Here is a 15,931-nt window from a genome sequence, read left to right on the forward strand (position 1 = left end):
GAACCCTCTCAAAGGACCTGTCACGTGGCTAAGCAAGACGTACCGATTCCCTCCTCCGAGACGGCAGAGGAGACCGCCGAGCGACTCGGAAAGGGCCGGCCGACGCCGACGCGGCGAGAGCGCGAGGCGGCGAACAAGCGGCCGCTGGTGCCGAACGACCGCAAGGAAGCGGCTCGGCAGCAGCGGGAGAAGGCTCGGGCGGCGCGGGCGAAGGCGCAGGCCGGTATGGCTGCCGGCGAGGAACGCTACCTGCCGATGCGCGACCGCGGACCGCAGAAGAAGTACCTGCGTGACGCCGTGGATGCGCGGTTCAGCATCGGCGAGCTGCTCGTACCCATCATGATCGCGGTGATCATCGGCACGTTCGCCCTGCCCCCGGTGGTGGCGACCTACATCTTCCTGCTCATCTACGTGTTCTTCTTCGCCGCGGCGATCGACGCATACCTCTACGGCCGGATTCTCCAGCGACGCATCGCCGAGAAGGTCGGCGCCGACCGGGTCGAACGCGGCGTGAAGTGGTACGTGGCCATGCGCGCGTTCCAGTTGCGGAAGATGCGCCTGCCGCGTCCGCAGGTGAAGCGCGGCACGAAGGTCACCTTCTAGTTCGACGCGCGAGACCCCGGTTGATCGATCGAGCCCAGAGCGGCCCGCGGTAGAGGAACCCGGTGTAGCCCTGCACGAGCGTGGCTCCGGCGTCGAGCCGCTCGGCCACGTCGGCCGCCGTCTCCACTCCTCCCACGGAGATGACGCACATCCCGGCCGGGACGGTCGCGCGCAGGAGCCGGAGCACCTCGAGCGAGCGGGCCCGGAGCGGGGCGCCGGACAGACCGCCCGCGCCGGCCGCGGTCACCGTGGCCGGGTCGGACCGGAGGCCGTTCCTGGCGATCGTCGTGTTGGTGGCGATGATGCCGTCGAGGCCGAGGTCCACCGCGAGCCCGGCGATGCGCTCCACCTCGTCATCGGTGAGATCGGGCGCGATCTTCACCAGCAGGGGCGTGGATCCGCACTCGCCCTTGACCGCCCCGAGCAGCGGCCGAAGCCGGTCGAGCTCCTGCAGACCGCGCAGCCCGGGGGTGTTCGGCGAGCTGACGTTCACCACGAGGTAGTCGGCGATGGGGGCGAGCGCCCGCGCGCTCACGAGGTAATCGTCGATCGCGTCCGCCACGTCGACGACGCGGCTCTTGCCGATGTTCACGCCGAGCACCGGGCGGGAGGCGCGTCGGGCCAGTGCGCCGAGTCGTGCCGCCGCGGCCTCCGCTCCCCCGTTGTTGAAGCCCATCCGGTTGATCACCGCGCGGTCGGGCACGAGGCGGAACAGGCGCGGCCGCTCGTTGCCGGGTTGAGCCACGGCGGTGAGGGTGCCCACCTCCACGTGGCCGAAGCCCAGTTGACCGAGGCCGAGCACCGCCTTTCCGTCCTTGTCGAACCCGGCCGCGAGCCCGAACGGCGAGTCGAACTCGAGCCCGAGCGCCCGGGTGCGGAGAGCGGGGGCCGGGCGGGTGAATCGCCGAACCACGCGGCCGATGCCGAGCGTCGGCAGGAGGCGGATCACCTCGAAGGCGAGGGTGTGGGCGAGCTCGGGGTCGAGGCGGCGGAGCACGAGGGCGAAGAAGAAACGGTACATGTCGCCTCAACGTTATCGTCCGCGAGGCGATGCCTCCGCCGTGCGCTCCCGGAGCCGGGATCGGCGGGGTCCCTAGTCCGTGGCGGTCGGACTCGCGGAGTCGTGCTCCACCCGGAGCAGCGTGATGGCGGCTTCGAAGTCGTCGAGCGAGTCGAAGCCCTGGTAGACGCTGGCGAAGCGCAGGTAGGCGACCTCGTCGAGCTCGCGCAGCGGCGGCAGGATGGCCAGGCCGATGTCGTTCGCGTCGATCTGGGAGGCGCCCGTGGACCGCACCGACTCCTCGACCCGCTGGGCGAGCATCGCGAGGTCGGTGTCGGTGACCGGACGCCCCTGGCAGGCCTTCCGCACGCCGGTGACGATCTTCTCGCGACTGAACGGCTCGATCACCCCGCTCCGCTTGATCACGTTGAGGCTCGCGGTCTCCGTGGTGCTGAAGCGTCGGCCGCACTCCGGGCACTGCCGGCGGCGCCGGATCGACAGGCCGTCGTCGCTCGTGCGGGAGTCGACCACGCGGGAGTCGGGGTGGCGGCAGAACGGGCAGAACATGGTGGCTCAAGGATAAGCCCCCGCCGGATCAGGACGCGGGGAACCGCGCCGTGATCGCCTCGCCGTGCGCGGGGAGGTCTTCCGCGCCCGCGAGCCGCACGATCCGGTCGGCGACCTCGGACAGCGCCGCCTCGGAGTACCGGACGATCTGCTGCGGACGCAGGAAGGTGTACGCACCGAGCCCGGACGAGAACTTCGCCTGGCCGCCGGTCGGGAGCACGTGATTCGATCCGGCCAGGTAGTCGCCGAGGCTGACCGGCGCATGCGGGCCGAGGAAGATCGCTCCGGCGTTCGTGATCGACGCGAGCACGGCATCCGAGTCGACCGTCTGGATGGACAGGTGCTCGGGGGCGTAGGCGTTGCTGAACTCGGCGGCCGCGATGAGGTCGTCGACGAGCACGACGGCCGACTGCACCCCCGTCAGGGCCTCGGTGACGCGTTCGGCGGAGGGCGTGGCCGCGGCGGCGCGGTCCACCTCGGCGCTCACCGCGCTCGCGAACTCGGGAGAGTCGGTGACGAGTACGGCCGCGGCGATCTCGTCGTGCTCCGCCTGACTCACGAGGTCGGCGGCGACGAAGGCGACATCGGCCGCGGAATCGGCGATCACGAGGATCTCGGTGGGCCCCGCCTCGGAGTCGATGCCGACCGCCCCGCGCACCAGCCGTTTCGCGGCGGCGACGTACACGTTGCCCGGCCCCGTGATCACCGACACCGGGCGGAGCCCGGCGTCGGGCACGCCGTAGGCGAGGGCCCCGATGGCTCCGGCGCCGCCCATCGCGTACACCTCATCGATGCCGAGGAGACCGGCCGCACCGAGAATCGTCGGGTGCACCGCACCACCGAAGGCCCGCTGCGGTGGCGACGCGATCGCGATCGACGCCACACCGGCGACCTGCGCCGGGACGACGTTCATGACGACGCTCGACGGGTACACGGCCTTGCCACCCGGGACGTACAGGCCGGCGCGGGCGACCGGGACCCAGCGCTGATCGACGGTCGCGCCGTCGGCGATGCTCGTCGATCGCGCGGCCGGCAGTTGCGCGGCGCTGCCCGCCCGCACCCGCACGATCATCTCGTCGATCGCGGCGCGAACCGCGGGGTCGAGCAGCTCCACGGCCACGGCGATGTCCGCGGGCGGCACGCGGAGGTGCGCCGGACGGGACCCGTCGAAGCGCTCGGCCTGATCGAGCAGAGCGGCCGTTCCCCGGTCCCGCACGTCGCGGATGAGGTCGGCCGCGGCGGCGGTCGCCGAGGACACGTCGTAGGCGGCGCGCGGAACGAGTCCGTCGAACCGGGTCGCGGTGGAAGGAGTGCCCCGGAGATCAACGGTTCGCATCATGACCCCCCGAGTCTAACGATCGCGGGAGGGCGATCCGCCCGCGCTAGCCTGAGCGGGGAATACCGCGGACCTTGCACGGATTGAACAGGACGTTATGAGGAACACACTGCTCCCCTCTGCGGGAACCCACCCCATCGGGAACGGCCAGGCGGACGCCGACGTGCCCGCGGCCGAGGCCGTAGCGGCGATCGATCCCGCCAAGGGCCCGCTCGACAGTGCGACGCCGGACGACCTGACCGCGTTCAAGCAGGCCTTCCGCCGGCACGCCGCGGGCGTCGCCGTCATCACGGCGCTCGACGCGCAGGGTTCGCCGGTGGGGTTCACTGCGACGTCGCTCGCGTCGCTCTCGGCCGTGCCGCCACTCGCCACGTTCAACATGGCGCGGTCGGCCAGCTCCTGGCCCGCGATCGCGGAAACCGACCGCGTCGTCATCCACATGCTCGGTGTGCGCAACCGCGCCGTGGCGCAGAAGCTGAGCGGCCCGTCCGCGGACCGCTTCCGCGGCGATCACTGGTACCGCGGCCCGCACGGGCTCCCCGTGCTGAACGACGTCACGGCATGGATGGTCGGCCGGGTCGAGGAGCGCGTGCTCGTGCACACCAGCGTGCTGGTCGTCGTGCAGATCGAGGAGGGCGGTGTGGGCGAGCCCGACCGGCCCCTGCTGTACCACGAGCGCCAGTACTTCCAGCCCGGACTGCACGCCTAGCCGGGACCGCCTCGGGGACCGCTCACCTACGGTCCCGGAGTACGGTCCCTGAGCTCGTCGAAGAGACGTCACGTTCGCCGCACGCAGCGCCCCTTCGACAGGCTCAGGGACCGCCCTTCGACAGGCTCAGGGACCGCCCTTCCATAGGCTCAGGGACCCCCCTTCGACAGGCTCAGGGACCGCCCTTCGACAGGCTCAGGGACCGCCCTTCGACAGGCTCAAGGACCGCCCTTCGACAGGCTCAGGGACCGCTATCCGAGGCAGTTGGGGCCGAGAAGGCTCTTCAGCTCCCCGTACAGGTCCGCCGTGAGGGACACCGGGAACGGGATCTCGAACATCCGCCCGTTGTCGCCCTTCACGAGCTGCAGGCGCACCTCGGTGTCACCGGAGTGACGGATGAGCACGTCGTTGAGGCTCTGCACCGTGTCGGTCGTCGCCCGGTTCTCGGCGAGGCTGATGACGAGCGGTCCCGACCCGCCGGCCTGGCTGAGCTCCGGAGCGAAGACGCTGAAGGCGTGCAGGTTCATGCCGTCGTCGCGCACGCTCACCCGGCCCTTCACCACCACGATGGTGTCGGCGACGAGCGCGGGAGCGAACTCCTGGTACGCCTTGCCCATGAACATGGCCGTGATCTCCCCGCCGAAGTCCTCCACCTGCACCATGCCGTACTGGTTGCCGGAGTTCCGCGCCGTCTTGTGCTGCACGCTGGTCAGGAGCCCGGCCACGGTCACGGTCTCGCCGTCACGGGGGGACTCGCTCGCAAGCAGCTCGGCGATACCGGTCGTCGCGAGCTTGGCGAGCTGCAGCTCGAGCCCGGCGAGCGGATGATCGGACACGTAGAGGCCGAGCATCTCGCGCTCGAAGGCGAGCTTGTCGCGCTTCGCCCACTCGGGACGCACCGGCACCGGGTTGGGCTCCTCCTCGAGGTCGAAGCCGAAGTCGAAGGCCACCAGGCCGTACTCCTCGTTCTTCTTGAGCTTCACGGCCTCCTCCACGAAGTCCTCGTGCACCTCGAGCAGCGCTCGACGCGTAGAGCCGAGCGAGTCGAAGGCACCGGCCTTGATGAGGGACTCGATGGCCCGCTTGTTGGCGGCCACCACCGACACCTTCTTGAGGTAGTCGGAGAAGCTGGTGAACGCCCCCTCCTTCTCCCTCGCCTCCCGGATGGCCTCGACCACGTTGCTGCCCACGTTGCGCACCGCGCTCAAGCCGAACCGGATGTCGGCCCCGACGGCCGCGAAGCCCCCGACGGACTCGTTCACGTCGGGCGGCAGCACCTTGATGCCCATGCGTCGGCACTCGTTCAGGTAGATCGCCATCTTGTCCTTGGAGTCGCCGACGCTGGTGAGCAGGGCGGCCATGTACTCGGCCGGGAAGTGGGCCTTGAGGTACGCGGTCCAATAGCTGAGCACGCCGTAGGCGGCGGAGTGGGCTTTGTTGAAGGCGTAGTCGGAGAAGGGCAGCAGCACGTCCCACAGCGCCTTCACCGCGGCCATCGAGTAGCCGTTGGCCTGCATGCCGGCGGAGAAGCCCTCGAACTGCTTGTCGAGCTCCTCCTTCTTCTTCTTGCCCATGGCTCGGCGCAGCAGGTCGGCCTGGCCGAGCGTGAAGCCGGCGAGCTTCTGCGCGATCGACATGACCTGCTCCTGGTACACGATGAGCCCGTGCGTGGTGCCGAGCACGTCCGCCAGGGGCTCGGCGAGCTCGGGGTGGATGGGCTCGATCTCCTGCAGGCCGTTCTTGCGGAGGGCGTAGTTCGTGTGCGAGTTCGCGCCCATCGGGCCCGGGCGATAGAGGGCGCCGACGGCGGAGATGTCCTCGAAGTTGTCCGGCTTCATCAGCCGGAGCAGCGACCGCATGGGTCCGCCGTCGAACTGGAACACCCCGAGCGTGTCACCGCGGGCGAGCAGAGCGTAGGTCTGCTCGTCCTCGAGCGGGAGGAGCTCCAGCTCCGGTCGCACTCCCCCGTTCAGCTCGATGTTGTCGAGCGCGTCGTCGATGATGGTGAGGTTGCGGAGCCCGAGGAAGTCCATCTTGATGAGACCGAGGGCCTCGGACGCCGGATAGTCGAACTGCGTGACGATCTGGCCGTCCTGCTCCCGCTTCATGATCGGGATGATGTCGATGAGCGGCTCGGACGACATGATGACGCCGGCCGCGTGCACGCCCCACTGCCGCTTCAGATTCTCGATCCCCTGCGCGGTCTCGAACACCTTCTGCGCCTCGGGGTCGGACTTCAGCACCTCGCGGAAGTCCGCCGCCTCGCTGTACCGCTTGTGCTCCGGGTCGAGGATGCCGGAGAGCGGGATGTCCTTGCCCATGATCGTGGGCGGCATCACCTTGGTGAGCTTGTCGCCCATCGAGAACGGGTAGCCGAGCACCCGGGAGGAGTCCTTGAGCGCCTGCTTCGCCTTGATCGTGCCGTAGGTCACGATCTGGGCCACGCGCTCGCTGCCGTACTTCTCGGTCACGTAGCGGATGACCTCACCGCGGCGACGCTCGTCGAAGTCGATGTCGAAGTCGGGCATGGAGACGCGGTCGGGGTTCAGGAACCGCTCGAACAGGAGCCCGTGGCGGAGCGGATCGAGGTCGGTGATGCGCATCGCGTAGGCGGCCATCGAGCCGGCGCCCGAGCCTCGGCCGGGGCCCACGCGGATGCCGTGGCGCTTCGACCAGTTGATGAAGTCGGCGACCACCAGGAAATACCCGGGGAACCCCATCCGCGAGATGACGCCCACCTCGTAGTCGGCGCGCTCCCGCACCTCCGCCGAGATGCCGTCGGGGTAGCGTTCGGCCAGTCCGCGCTCGACCTCCTTCTCGAACCAGGTCTGCTCCGTCTCTCCCTCGGGAACCGGGAAGCGCGGCATGTAATTCGCGCTCTCGTTGAACGCCACGTTGCACCGCTCCGCGATGAGCAGCGTGTTGTCGCACGCGTCGGGGTGGTCGCGGAACAGGTGGCGCATCTGCTGCGCGGACTTCAGGTAGAACTCGTCGGCGTCGAACTTGAACCGGTTGGGGTCGTCGAGCGTGGTGCCCGACTGCACGCAGAGCAGCGCCGCGTGGCTGGTCGCGTCGTGGGCGTGCGTGTAGTGCAGGTCGTTGGTCGCCACGAGGGGCAGTCCGAGGTCCTTGGCCAGCCGGTGCAGATCCGACATGATGCGGCGTTCGATGCCGAGCCCGTGGTCCATGATCTCGCAGAAGTAGTTCTCCGCTCCGAAGATGTCCCGGAAGTCGGCGGCCGCGCGCCGCGCCTCGTCGTACTGGCCCAGCCGGAGCCGGGTCTGCACCTCGCCGCTCGGGCATCCGGTGGTGGCGATCAGGCCCTTCGCGTAGGTGCTCAGCAGCTCGCGGTCCATGCGCGGCTTGAAGTAGTACCCCTCGAGCGACGCCTTGGACGACAGCCGGAACAGATTGTGCATTCCCTCGGTGGTTTCGGACAGCAGGGTCATGTGCGTGTAGGCGCCGGATCCGGACACGTCATCGGAGCCGCCGTTGCCCCAACGCACCCGGGTGCGATCACCGCGGTGCGTGCCGGGCGTGACGTAGGCCTCGGTGCCGATGATGGGCTTGATGCCCGCTGCCGTCGCCGTCTTCCAGAAGTCGTACGCCCCGAACACGTTGCCGTGGTCGGTCACCGCCACGGCGGGCATCCCCTGCTCCACCGCTGCGGCGATGAGGGGCTTCACCCGGGCCGCACCGTCGAGCATGGAGTACTCGCTGTGGACGTGCAGGTGGACGAACGAATCGGCGCTGGAAGGCACGGGTTCCCTTTCCTAGCGGAGGTTGTGCGGGGGTCGATCTAGCCTAAGCGGGACGGGCGTCAGTCCTGCCGCAACACGTCGAGAGCGTGCTGCAGGTCGTCGGGATACCCGGTGGTGTAGAGGACGGGTTCGCCGGTCGCGGGGTGCACGAAGCCGAGCTGCTTGGCGTGCAACCACTGGCGATCGAGGCCCAGTCGCGCGGAGATGGTGGGATCCGCGCCGTACATCGCGTCTCCGACGCACGGGTGCCGTTGCGCGGCCATGTGCACGCGGATCTGGTGCGTACGTCCCGTCTCGAGGTGCACCTCGAGGAGGGACGCGCTGGGGAACGCCTCGATCGTCTCGTAGTGCGTGACGGACGGCTTGCCCGCCGACGTGACGGCGAACTTCCACGAGGAGGAGGGGTGCCTGCCGACGGGCGCGTCGATCGTGCCCGACAGCGGGTCGGGGTGGCCCTGCACGACCGCGTGGTACACCTTCTCGACCTCCCGGTCGCGGAAGAGCCGCTTCAGGGCGCTGTACGCGCTCTCGCTCTTGGCCACCACCATGAGGCCGCTGGTTCCGGCATCGAGGCGGTGCACGATGCCCGCGCGTTCGGTCGCACCCGACGTGCTGATGCGGAAGCCGGCTGCGGCGAGGGCCCCGAGCACGGTGGGACCGGTCCAGCCGACGGACGGGTGCGCCGCGACACCGACCGGCTTGTCGATGACGACGAGATCGTCGTCATCGTGCACGATGCGGAGATCCGGTACGGCGATCGGAACGATGCTGACCTCGGCGCGGGGCTGCCAGGTGACCTCGAGCCAGCTCCCCGCCCGCAACCGGTCGGACTTGTCGGCTATCGAACCGTCGACGGACACACCGCCCGCGTCGACCACCTCCGCGGCGAAGGTCCGGGAGAAGCCGAGCAGCTTGGCGATGCCGGCATCCATCCGCACGCCCTCGAGGCCGTCGGGAACGGGCAGGGTACGAGATTCCATCAGGTGCGATCCGGGTCGGTGGTGCTGGCGGGTGGCGGGGCGATCGACGGTGCGTCGGGCCGGGCCTGGGACGCATCCGCCGCCGGCTCGACGGCCTCGGGGTGGACGGCCGCGGGGTCGGCCGTGCCGCCTCGCACCTCCCGCGTGCCGTCGAGCCCGATCCCCCGGAGGGTGAGCACGAGGAACACCGCCATGCTGCTCACGATCGCCACGTCGGCGATGTTGAAGATCGCGGGCAGCAGCGGGATCTGCAGGAAGTCGATGACGTGGCCGCTGGGGAACCCTGGCTCCCGGAAGTAGCGATCGGTCAGGTTTCCCACCGTGCCGCCCAAGAGGAGTCCGAACAGCACGGCCCAACCGGTGGATCGGATGCGGCGGGCGAAGATCACGATGAACACCGTGACGGCACTCGCGATGACTGTGAAGATCCAGGTGCTGCCGCTCGCGAGCGAGAAAGCGGCGCCCGAGTTGCGCACGAACTGGAAGGCGAGCAGGTCCCCGAGCACGGGAATGCGCTCGAACTCGGTGAGGTTCTCGACGACCAGCGCCTTGCTGATCTGGTCGAACGCGTAGACCCCCGCGGCCACCACTACCAGGAGCACCAGCGTCCCGGTGCGCATGCGCGAACCGGAACGACCGCCGTCGACGGGGCTAACCTCCGGCACTGTCCTGGCGATCGGACAACGACCCCTCATTCGCGTCCGTGGCGGCCCGCCCGCTCGGGACCTCGTCGGAACCGTCCAGCTCGCGGAGCTGGCTCTCGATGTACGCCTTCAGGTTCTCGCGGTATTCGCGCTCGAAGATCCGCAACTCGTCGACCCGCGCCTCCAGCTGCTGACGGTCGGAGTCGAGCGCGTCGATCCTCGCCCGCTCGGCCGCCTCGGCCTCGGCGAGCCGGGCTCGCTGCTCGGCCTCGAGTTCGGCGAGCCGCGCCTGCTGCTCGGCCTCGAGTTCGGCGAGCCGCGCCTGCTGCTCGGTCTCCAGCTCGACGATCCGCACCTGCTGCGCGGCCTCGATGTCCGCGAGCCGGGCGTGCTGAGCCGCCTCCGCCTCGACGAGCCGTGCCTCCTGCGCCGCTTCCGCGTCTGCGGTGATGCGCGCGGCATTGGCCTCGCCTTCCGCGATGAGGGCGTTCCGGCGCTGGAGGCCTTCCTGCACATGCTCCTCGTGCAGGCGTCGCGCGAGCTGCAGCAGACTGGCGGTGCTCGCCGTCTCGTCATCCAGGTCGACGGGGACCGCTACCGGTCCGGCGTCGACGGCGGGTTCGCCGGCCGTGATCGCGGCGTCGGTCGCGGGGACCTCCGCGAACTGCGCCGCCGTGGCGGGCGGGACGTCGGCGGGATCGATGTCGGCCGCGACGGGAGCCGGGGTGCCGCCGTCAAGGCGCGCGCGCAGCTCGGCATTCTCCTGGTTCAGTCGACGCAGTTCGACGACGACCTCGTCGAGGAAGTCGTCGACCTCGTCCTGGTCGTATCCCTCGCGGAACTTGGTCGGCTGGAAACGCTTGTTGACAACGTCTTCAGGAGTCAGAGCCATGGACTGCCACCTCGGGAATTCGATCGTGCGGAAGGGGGAACGCGCGCTGACGCGAACCGTGCGCCCTCGGGAGGGGCGACTCCCGGGGAGGAGACGTTCGGCGCGACATCCGACTCAGGATACATCGGCGCGAAACGCGCCGATGGGCGGTGCCGCCGCGATCAGCGCAGGCTACCGGCGATGTTGAACAGGATGATGGCGGCCAGCATGGTGAGCATCCACCCGAAGTCGAGCGCGACGGGCCCGAGCCGGAGCGGCGGAATGATCTTCCGCACGAATCGGATGGGTGGATCGGTCACCGTGTACGACGCTTCCGCGAGCAGGAGCACCGCCCCCCGCGGTCGCCACTCGCGCGAGAACGCCTGGACGAGGTCGAGCACGAACCGTCCCCACATCATCAGGATGAAGAGCAGCAGAGCGAACCACAACAGGAAGGCGGTCAGCGAAACGATATTTCCCACGGATCAAGTATGACAAGGGTCGAGGGGGCCACTCGCCCCACCGCCTACTGCGCGAAGAATGACGCTTCGATGTCCGCCTCGGCCGCGGACTGATCGCCGGAGACGACGACGTGCGCGGGCGAGAGAAGGAACACCTTGTTGGTGACGCGCTCGATCTTGCCGAACAGGCCCTGCGAGAGGCCGCTGGCGAAGTCGATGAGGCGGCGCGCGTCCTGCTCCGTCATCTGCGAGAGGTTGATGATGACCGGGATGCCCTCGCGGAAGTTCTCCGCGATGACCTGGGCGTCCTTGTAGGCCTTGGGGTGGACGGTGAGGATTTCGTTCATGTCAGCCGGCGCCGCATTCCTTGTGGTGGTCGAGGGCTTGTGCAGAGGGGTGACCGAGGCGCGCTTGGGCTGCGCCTGCACCGGGTGAGCTACGGCGGCTACGGGAGACGCTTGCTGCTGCTGCTGCGTGTTCTGCGGCTGCTGCGAAGTCTCGTAGTCGAGCTCTTCATCGGCAAGACCGAGATACACCATGGTCTTGCGGAGCGGGTTGGCCATTATTACCTCCGTGAGTGGATCGCTGATTCGACATTAACGCCGCTCTGGGCGTTTGCCCGTGATTGCCGATCCAATGCGAAGGTGTGTCGCACCCTCGAGGATCGCATCGCGGAAATCGTTGGTCATACCGGCCGAAATACGGTCGGCGGTGGGGTCGAGCAGGCGCACGCGATCCGACAGTTCGCGCAGGTGCGCGAAGGCCCGGCGGGGTTCCGACTCCACGGGTGCGACGGCCATGACGCCGCGGAGCACGAGCGCCGGATTCGCGAGCACGCGCTCGGCGACGGCCTCGAGGTCCGCGGGAACGGCGCCTCCCCGAGTCGGGTCCTCCGTCAGGTTCACCTGCACGAAGACATCCGTTCTCGGGTCGGCGTCGCCGAGCGTTTCGGCGAGAGAGACCCGGTCCACGGAGTGCAGCACGCGGGCGTACCGCTGCACCTGGCGCGCCTTCTTGCCCTGCAACTGCCCGACGAAGTGCCAGGTGAGATCGAGATCGGCCAACTCGACGGCCTTCTCCCGCGCGTCCTGGTGACGGCTCTCCCCGAAGTCCCGCACGCCGAGCGAGTGCAGCTCGCGCACGAGCCCGGCGGGATGGAACTTGGTGACGACGACCGTCACGATCGGTTCGCCGATCCGATCGGCCGCCGCAAGGGCGTCCGACACGCCCTCGCGCACCGCGGTGAGGCGGTGCGCGAGGTCGGGTTCGTTCGTCACTTCAGGAAGTCGGGGATGTCCAGGTCGCTGTCGTCCTCGAACTTCGGGTGGTTCTCGTTCCGCGGGGGAAGGCTCGGCGCCTCGGCCGCGGGCGACCAGCGCTGCGCTCCGGTGTCGGAGCTCCCGGACCGGCTGTCGCCGACCGATGCACCGGCCAGCACGGGCACCTGCTGGGCGGCGGGGACGAAGTTGGACCGTCGACCCTCCACGACCTTCGGGTTCGGCTCGCCGCCGTCGAAGCCCGCGGCGATGACGGTGACGCGCACCTCGTCTCCGAGGGTGTCGTCGATGACGGCACCGAAGATGATGTTGGCCTCGGGGTGGACGGCCTCCTGCACGAGCTTGGCGGCGTCGTTGATCTCGAAGATACCGAGGTTCGAACCACCCTGGATGGACAGCAGCACACCGTGCGCACCCTCGATGCTCGCTTCGAGCAGCGGTGAGGCGACGGCGAGCTCGGCGGCCTTGATCGACCGGTCCGCGCCCCGCGACGAGCCGATGCCCATGAGTGCCGAACCGGCGCCCTGCATGACCGACTTGACGTCGGCGAAGTCGAGGTTGATGAGGCCGGGCGTGGTGATGAGGTCGGTGATGCCCTGCACACCGGCCAGCAGCACCTGATCTGCGGTCGAGAACGCCTCGAGCATGCTGATGCCTCGGTCGCTGATCTCGAGGAGCCGATCGTTCGGTACCACGATGAGGGTGTCGACCTCGTTCTTCAGGGTCGCGACACCCACGTCGGCCTGCGCCTGGCGGCGCTTGCCCTCGAACCCGAACGGCTTGGTGACCACACCGATGGTGAGGGCGCCGATCGACTTCGCGATGCGTGCGACCACGGGGGCACCACCGGTGCCGGTTCCGCCGCCCTCGCCCGCGGTGACGAAGACCATGTCGGCGCCGGCGAGCGCTTCCTCGATCTCCTCGGCATGATCCTCGGCGGCACGACGGCCGACCTCCGGATCGGCGCCCGCGCCGAGGCCGCGAGTGATCTCGCGTCCGACGTCGAGCTTGACGTCGGCGTCGCTCATGAGGAGCGCCTGAGCGTCTGTATTGATCGCAATGAATTCGACGCCGCGCAGACCGAGTTCGATCATTCGGTTGACGGCATTGACACCGCCGCCGCCGATACCCACGACTTTGATCACGGCGAGATAGTTCTGGTTACTTGACACGATGACCGGCCTCCGCTGGAACCCTAAACCTGTAGTCGAGGTTTAAAGTTTTACTCAGTATGTATTTCCTGATTCCGAAGGTACGGGCGCGTTATGCCCGATCCGGGAGGACACACCCGCGTGTCGCAAAAAGGTGTGTCGGAAAGTTCTTCCCTCGTCGATCGCGCGTCCGGAACCACGGGCGCGACCGCCGACAGCGCGGGTATGACCTGCGCTAGCGGACGACGAGGTTGTCGGGCGAGGAGACGTCGTACTCCGACACCTCGCGACCGGCGTTCGCTTCGACGAGCGCCGGGAGCCGGGCGGCCTTCACTGCGGATGCGTCGGAACTCCCCCACACCACGCGGGTGCCGTCGGTGAGGACGAGGCTCACGTCGTCCTGCGTGCTGGCGCTCACGGTGTCGACCGATCCGACGAAGTCGGCCGGCAGGGCGACCAGGACCTCGGCGGCCGCGTCGAATCGGTCGCTCGATGTGTCGGCGTCCCCGATGTCGAGGAGCGGAACCCCCGCCGGGCGCTCCGCGAGCAGTTCGATCACCACACCGGCCGGGTCGACGAGCCGGAAGCCGTCCTCCGCGGGCACCGTCGCGATGGGCGTCCGTTCGACGATGCGAACGACGAGGGTGTCGGGTGGGCGACTCTCGGTGGAGTAGCTCTCGATGAGGGGGTACGCGCGCAGCTCGTCACGCACCCGGCCGAGATCGAGCAGGGGCAGGGGTGTGCCGAGTTGGTCGTCGAGAGCCGAGACGAGTTCGCCCGCGGGGATGCGGGACGCACCCTCGACCTGAATGTTCCGCAGGGCGAGCAGCGGGGAGTAGATGGCGACGAGGAGCAGTCCGGCGAGCACTGCGACCGCTCCGGCCGCGGTGAGCCAGCCGATTCTGCGGCGCCTGCTCCGACGGGTGAACCGGCGCACCTCGTCCCGTTCGAATCTGCGGCGCTCACGCTTCGCCCGGCGCAGGGACCCGCGGGCCTCGGCCTCCGCGGACCGCGTCGATTCCCGGGGGACGGCACGGGCGACAGGGCGGGGCTTCCCCGGGGCGCGGACCGGCTCCGGTGGAGGCGTCGGCTTTCCGGGCCCGCCGGGAGCCTCCGGGTTGAATCCCTGGGGCCGCTTCATTCGGTCGGGCCGGACGCACTCAGCGAGTCGAGGATCTGCGGGATGATCCGGTAGACGTCGCCGCAGCTCAGGGTGATGACGAAGTCGCCCGGCCGGGCGATCGCGGCGGCTCGATCGGCCGCCTCCTGCCAGTCGGGCAGGTAGGCCACCCGGTCGGGGTCGGTGAAGCGGTCGGCGACGAGGGCGCCGGTCACTCCGGGCACCGGGTCCTCGCGCGCGCCGTAGACGTCGAGCACGATCGTCTCGTCGGCCAGCTCCTCGTAGGTGGCGGCGAAGTCACCGGCCATGAGCTGCGTGCGGCTGTAGAGGTGCGGCTGGTGCACGGCGATGATGCGCCCGTCGCCGACGACCGTGCGGGCGGCGCGGAGCGCTGCCGCCACCTCGGTGGGATGGTGGGCGTAGTCGTCGTAGACGCTGACCCCGCGCACGGTTCCGTGCAGCTCGAACCGGCGCTCGGTACCACCGAATCCGGCGATCGCGTCGAGGCTCCGGGCGGGATCGAAGCCGAGCCCGACGAGCACGGCGAAGGCGCCCGCCGCGTTGAGCGCATTGTGGCGGCCCGGCACCCGCAGGGTGGTGGTGTAGTCCTCGCCCTCGTGGCGGAGGGCGAGCGACACGGGGCCGCTCGTGCCCACGGAGTGCAGGCGCACGTCGGCGCTCTCGTCCTCCCCGAACGTGATCACCCTGCGGTGGGACAGCCCGGAGCGTACCCGGCGTGCTCCGGCGTCGTCGCTCGAGATGACGACGAGCTCACGGGCGCGGTCGGCGAACGTGACGAAGGCGGCGTCGAAGGCGTCGTGGGTTCCGTAGTGGTCGAGGTGATCCGCGTCCACGTTGGTGATCAGGGCGACCGATGTGTCGTAGAGCAGGAACGAGCCGTCGGACTCGTCGGCCTCGACGACGAACAACTCTCCCGATCCGGAAGCGGAGCTCACCCCGAGCCCCTCGATGACTCCCCCGTTCACGAAGCTGGGATCCGCGTCCAGCGCGAGCAGCGCGGTCACGATCATGCCGGTGGAAGTGGTCTTGCCGTGGGCGCCGGCGACGGCGACGAGCCGGGAGCCGGAGATCAGCCAGGCCAACGCCTGCGATCGGTGCAGTACCGGAATGCCGCGCTGCAGGGCGAGCTGGTATTCGGGATTCTCCTGCCACAGCGCGCTGGTCACCACTAGCGTGTCGGCGGCCCCCACGTGTGCGGCGTCGTGGCCGATGTGCACGACGGCTCCGAGCTCCCGGAGCGCGTCGATGTTGGCGCTCTCGCGGGCATCCGAGCCGGTGACCGTGTGGCCGGCGGCGAGGAACAGTCGAGCGATTCCGCTCATGCCGGAGCCGCCGATCCCGACGAAGTGCAGGGCGCCCAGGTCGTCGGGCAGTACGAGCGTCGGGTCAGGCTTGATCACGGGAGATGCTTCCTCTTCGGTGGTGGGTGC

General features: G+C 69.3%; 15 protein-coding genes. 2 read left to right on the plus strand and 13 right to left on the minus strand.

Translation table 11 applies throughout. The annotated features are described in order from the left end of the window. Window positions 1–24: 24 nt before the first annotated feature. On the plus strand, window positions 25–603 hold the full coding sequence (locus EY822_RS00345) for a DUF3043 domain-containing protein (RefSeq protein ID WP_150306454.1): 579 nt from the start codon (window positions 25–27) through the stop codon (window positions 601–603). On the opposite strand, the gene EY822_RS00350 is transcribed toward EY822_RS00345, so the two are convergent. From EY822_RS00350 to hisD, 3 genes are all read right to left on the minus strand, one after another. Beyond that, window positions 593–1,624 (minus strand): quinone-dependent dihydroorotate dehydrogenase, encoded by a 1,032-nt coding sequence (locus EY822_RS00350; protein ID WP_150306455.1) that lies wholly within the window; start codon window positions 1,622–1,624, stop codon window positions 593–595. The genes EY822_RS00345 and EY822_RS00350 overlap by 11 nt on opposite strands. A 72-nt stretch (window positions 1,625–1,696) precedes the next feature. Then, on the minus strand, window positions 1,697–2,170 hold the full coding sequence (nrdR, locus tag EY822_RS00355) for a transcriptional regulator NrdR (RefSeq protein ID WP_150306456.1): 474 nt from the start codon (window positions 2,168–2,170) through the stop codon (window positions 1,697–1,699). Between the two features lie 28 nt (window positions 2,171–2,198). Next, window positions 2,199–3,509 carry a histidinol dehydrogenase gene (gene hisD / locus EY822_RS00360; protein ID WP_150306457.1) on the minus strand — a complete coding sequence of 437 codons (1,311 nt, stop codon included), beginning with the start codon at window positions 3,507–3,509 and terminating at the stop codon, window positions 2,199–2,201. Window positions 3,510–3,603: 94 nt separating this feature from the next. Between hisD and EY822_RS00365 the strand changes: the two genes are divergently transcribed. Further along, window positions 3,604–4,215 carry a flavin reductase family protein gene (locus tag EY822_RS00365; RefSeq protein WP_150306458.1) on the plus strand — a complete coding sequence of 204 codons (612 nt, stop codon included), beginning with the start codon at window positions 3,604–3,606 and terminating at the stop codon, window positions 4,213–4,215. Between the two features lie 251 nt (window positions 4,216–4,466). On the opposite strand, the gene dnaE is transcribed toward EY822_RS00365, so the two are convergent. From dnaE to murC, 10 genes are all read right to left on the minus strand, one after another. Further along, window positions 4,467–7,922 (minus strand): DNA polymerase III subunit alpha, encoded by a 3,456-nt coding sequence (gene dnaE / locus EY822_RS00370; protein ID WP_406610287.1) that lies wholly within the window; start codon window positions 7,920–7,922, stop codon window positions 4,467–4,469. A 113-nt stretch (window positions 7,923–8,035) separates the two neighbouring features. Further along, window positions 8,036–8,956: an RluA family pseudouridine synthase gene (locus EY822_RS00375; RefSeq protein ID WP_150306460.1), complete on the minus strand. Its 921-nt coding sequence runs from the start codon at window positions 8,954–8,956 to the stop codon at window positions 8,036–8,038. Further along, on the minus strand, window positions 8,956–9,576 hold the full coding sequence (gene lspA, locus EY822_RS00380) for a signal peptidase II (RefSeq protein ID WP_227496894.1): 621 nt from the start codon (window positions 9,574–9,576) through the stop codon (window positions 8,956–8,958). The genes EY822_RS00375 and lspA overlap by 1 nt, the downstream gene beginning before the upstream one ends. Window positions 9,577–9,607: 31 nt before the next feature. Beyond that, complete coding sequence (locus EY822_RS15555; RefSeq protein WP_150306461.1) at window positions 9,608–10,492, minus strand: DivIVA domain-containing protein; 885 nt, start codon at window positions 10,490–10,492, stop codon at window positions 9,608–9,610. 161 nt (window positions 10,493–10,653) lie between these two features. Then, window positions 10,654–10,953 carry a YggT family protein gene (locus EY822_RS00390; protein WP_227496895.1) on the minus strand — a complete coding sequence of 100 codons (300 nt, stop codon included), beginning with the start codon at window positions 10,951–10,953 and terminating at the stop codon, window positions 10,654–10,656. Window positions 10,954–10,997: 44 nt separating this feature from the next. Continuing rightward, window positions 10,998–11,495 (minus strand): cell division protein SepF, encoded by a 498-nt coding sequence (locus tag EY822_RS00395; RefSeq protein WP_150306462.1) that lies wholly within the window; start codon window positions 11,493–11,495, stop codon window positions 10,998–11,000. Between the two features lie 33 nt (window positions 11,496–11,528). Next, window positions 11,529–12,209 carry a YggS family pyridoxal phosphate-dependent enzyme gene (locus tag EY822_RS00400; protein ID WP_150306463.1) on the minus strand — a complete coding sequence of 227 codons (681 nt, stop codon included), beginning with the start codon at window positions 12,207–12,209 and terminating at the stop codon, window positions 11,529–11,531. Beyond that, window positions 12,206–13,381 (minus strand): cell division protein FtsZ, encoded by a 1,176-nt coding sequence (gene ftsZ / locus EY822_RS00405; protein WP_150306464.1) that lies wholly within the window; start codon window positions 13,379–13,381, stop codon window positions 12,206–12,208. Before ftsZ ends, EY822_RS00400 begins: the two co-directional genes overlap by 4 nt. Window positions 13,382–13,595: 214 nt before the next feature. After that, window positions 13,596–14,297, minus strand: coding sequence for an FtsQ-type POTRA domain-containing protein (locus EY822_RS00410; protein ID WP_227496896.1), 702 nt, complete (start codon window positions 14,295–14,297; stop codon window positions 13,596–13,598). Window positions 14,298–14,497: 200 nt separating this feature from the next. Then, the gene (gene murC / locus EY822_RS00415) at window positions 14,498–15,901 is read right to left on the minus strand and encodes a UDP-N-acetylmuramate--L-alanine ligase (RefSeq protein WP_150306466.1); all 1,404 of its coding nucleotides are present in this window, start codon (window positions 15,899–15,901) and stop codon (window positions 14,498–14,500) included. Window positions 15,902–15,931: the final 30 nt, after the last annotated feature.

The organism is Planctomonas psychrotolerans (assembly GCF_008642235.1).
GTDB classification, from domain to species: domain Bacteria; phylum Actinomycetota; class Actinomycetes; order Actinomycetales; family Microbacteriaceae; genus Planctomonas; species Planctomonas psychrotolerans.

Bases quoted from the DNA above. Each gene is read 5' to 3' on its own strand.
- EY822_RS00395 (WP_150306462.1), bottom strand. From the start codon at position 11,495: ATGGCCAACCCGCTCCGCAAGACCATGGTGTATCTCGGTCTTGCCGAT.
- nrdR (WP_150306456.1), bottom strand. From the start codon at position 2,170: ATGTTCTGCCCGTTCTGCCGCCACCCCGACTCCCGCGTGGTCGACTCC.
- dnaE (WP_406610287.1), bottom strand. From the start codon at position 7,922: ATGCTCGACGGTGCGGCCCGGGTGAAGCCCCTCATCGCCGCAGCGGTG.
- lspA (WP_227496894.1), bottom strand. From the start codon at position 9,576: ATGCGCACCGGGACGCTGGTGCTCCTGGTAGTGGTGGCCGCGGGGGTC.
- EY822_RS00365 (WP_150306458.1), top strand. From the start codon at position 3,604: ATGAGGAACACACTGCTCCCCTCTGCGGGAACCCACCCCATCGGGAAC.
- EY822_RS00350 (WP_150306455.1), bottom strand. From the start codon at position 1,624: ATGTACCGTTTCTTCTTCGCCCTCGTGCTCCGCCGCCTCGACCCCGAG.
- EY822_RS00375 (WP_150306460.1), bottom strand. From the start codon at position 8,956: ATGGAATCTCGTACCCTGCCCGTTCCCGACGGCCTCGAGGGCGTGCGG.
- EY822_RS15555 (WP_150306461.1), bottom strand. From the start codon at position 10,492: ATGGCTCTGACTCCTGAAGACGTTGTCAACAAGCGTTTCCAGCCGACC.
- hisD (WP_150306457.1), bottom strand. From the start codon at position 3,509: ATGATGCGAACCGTTGATCTCCGGGGCACTCCTTCCACCGCGACCCGG.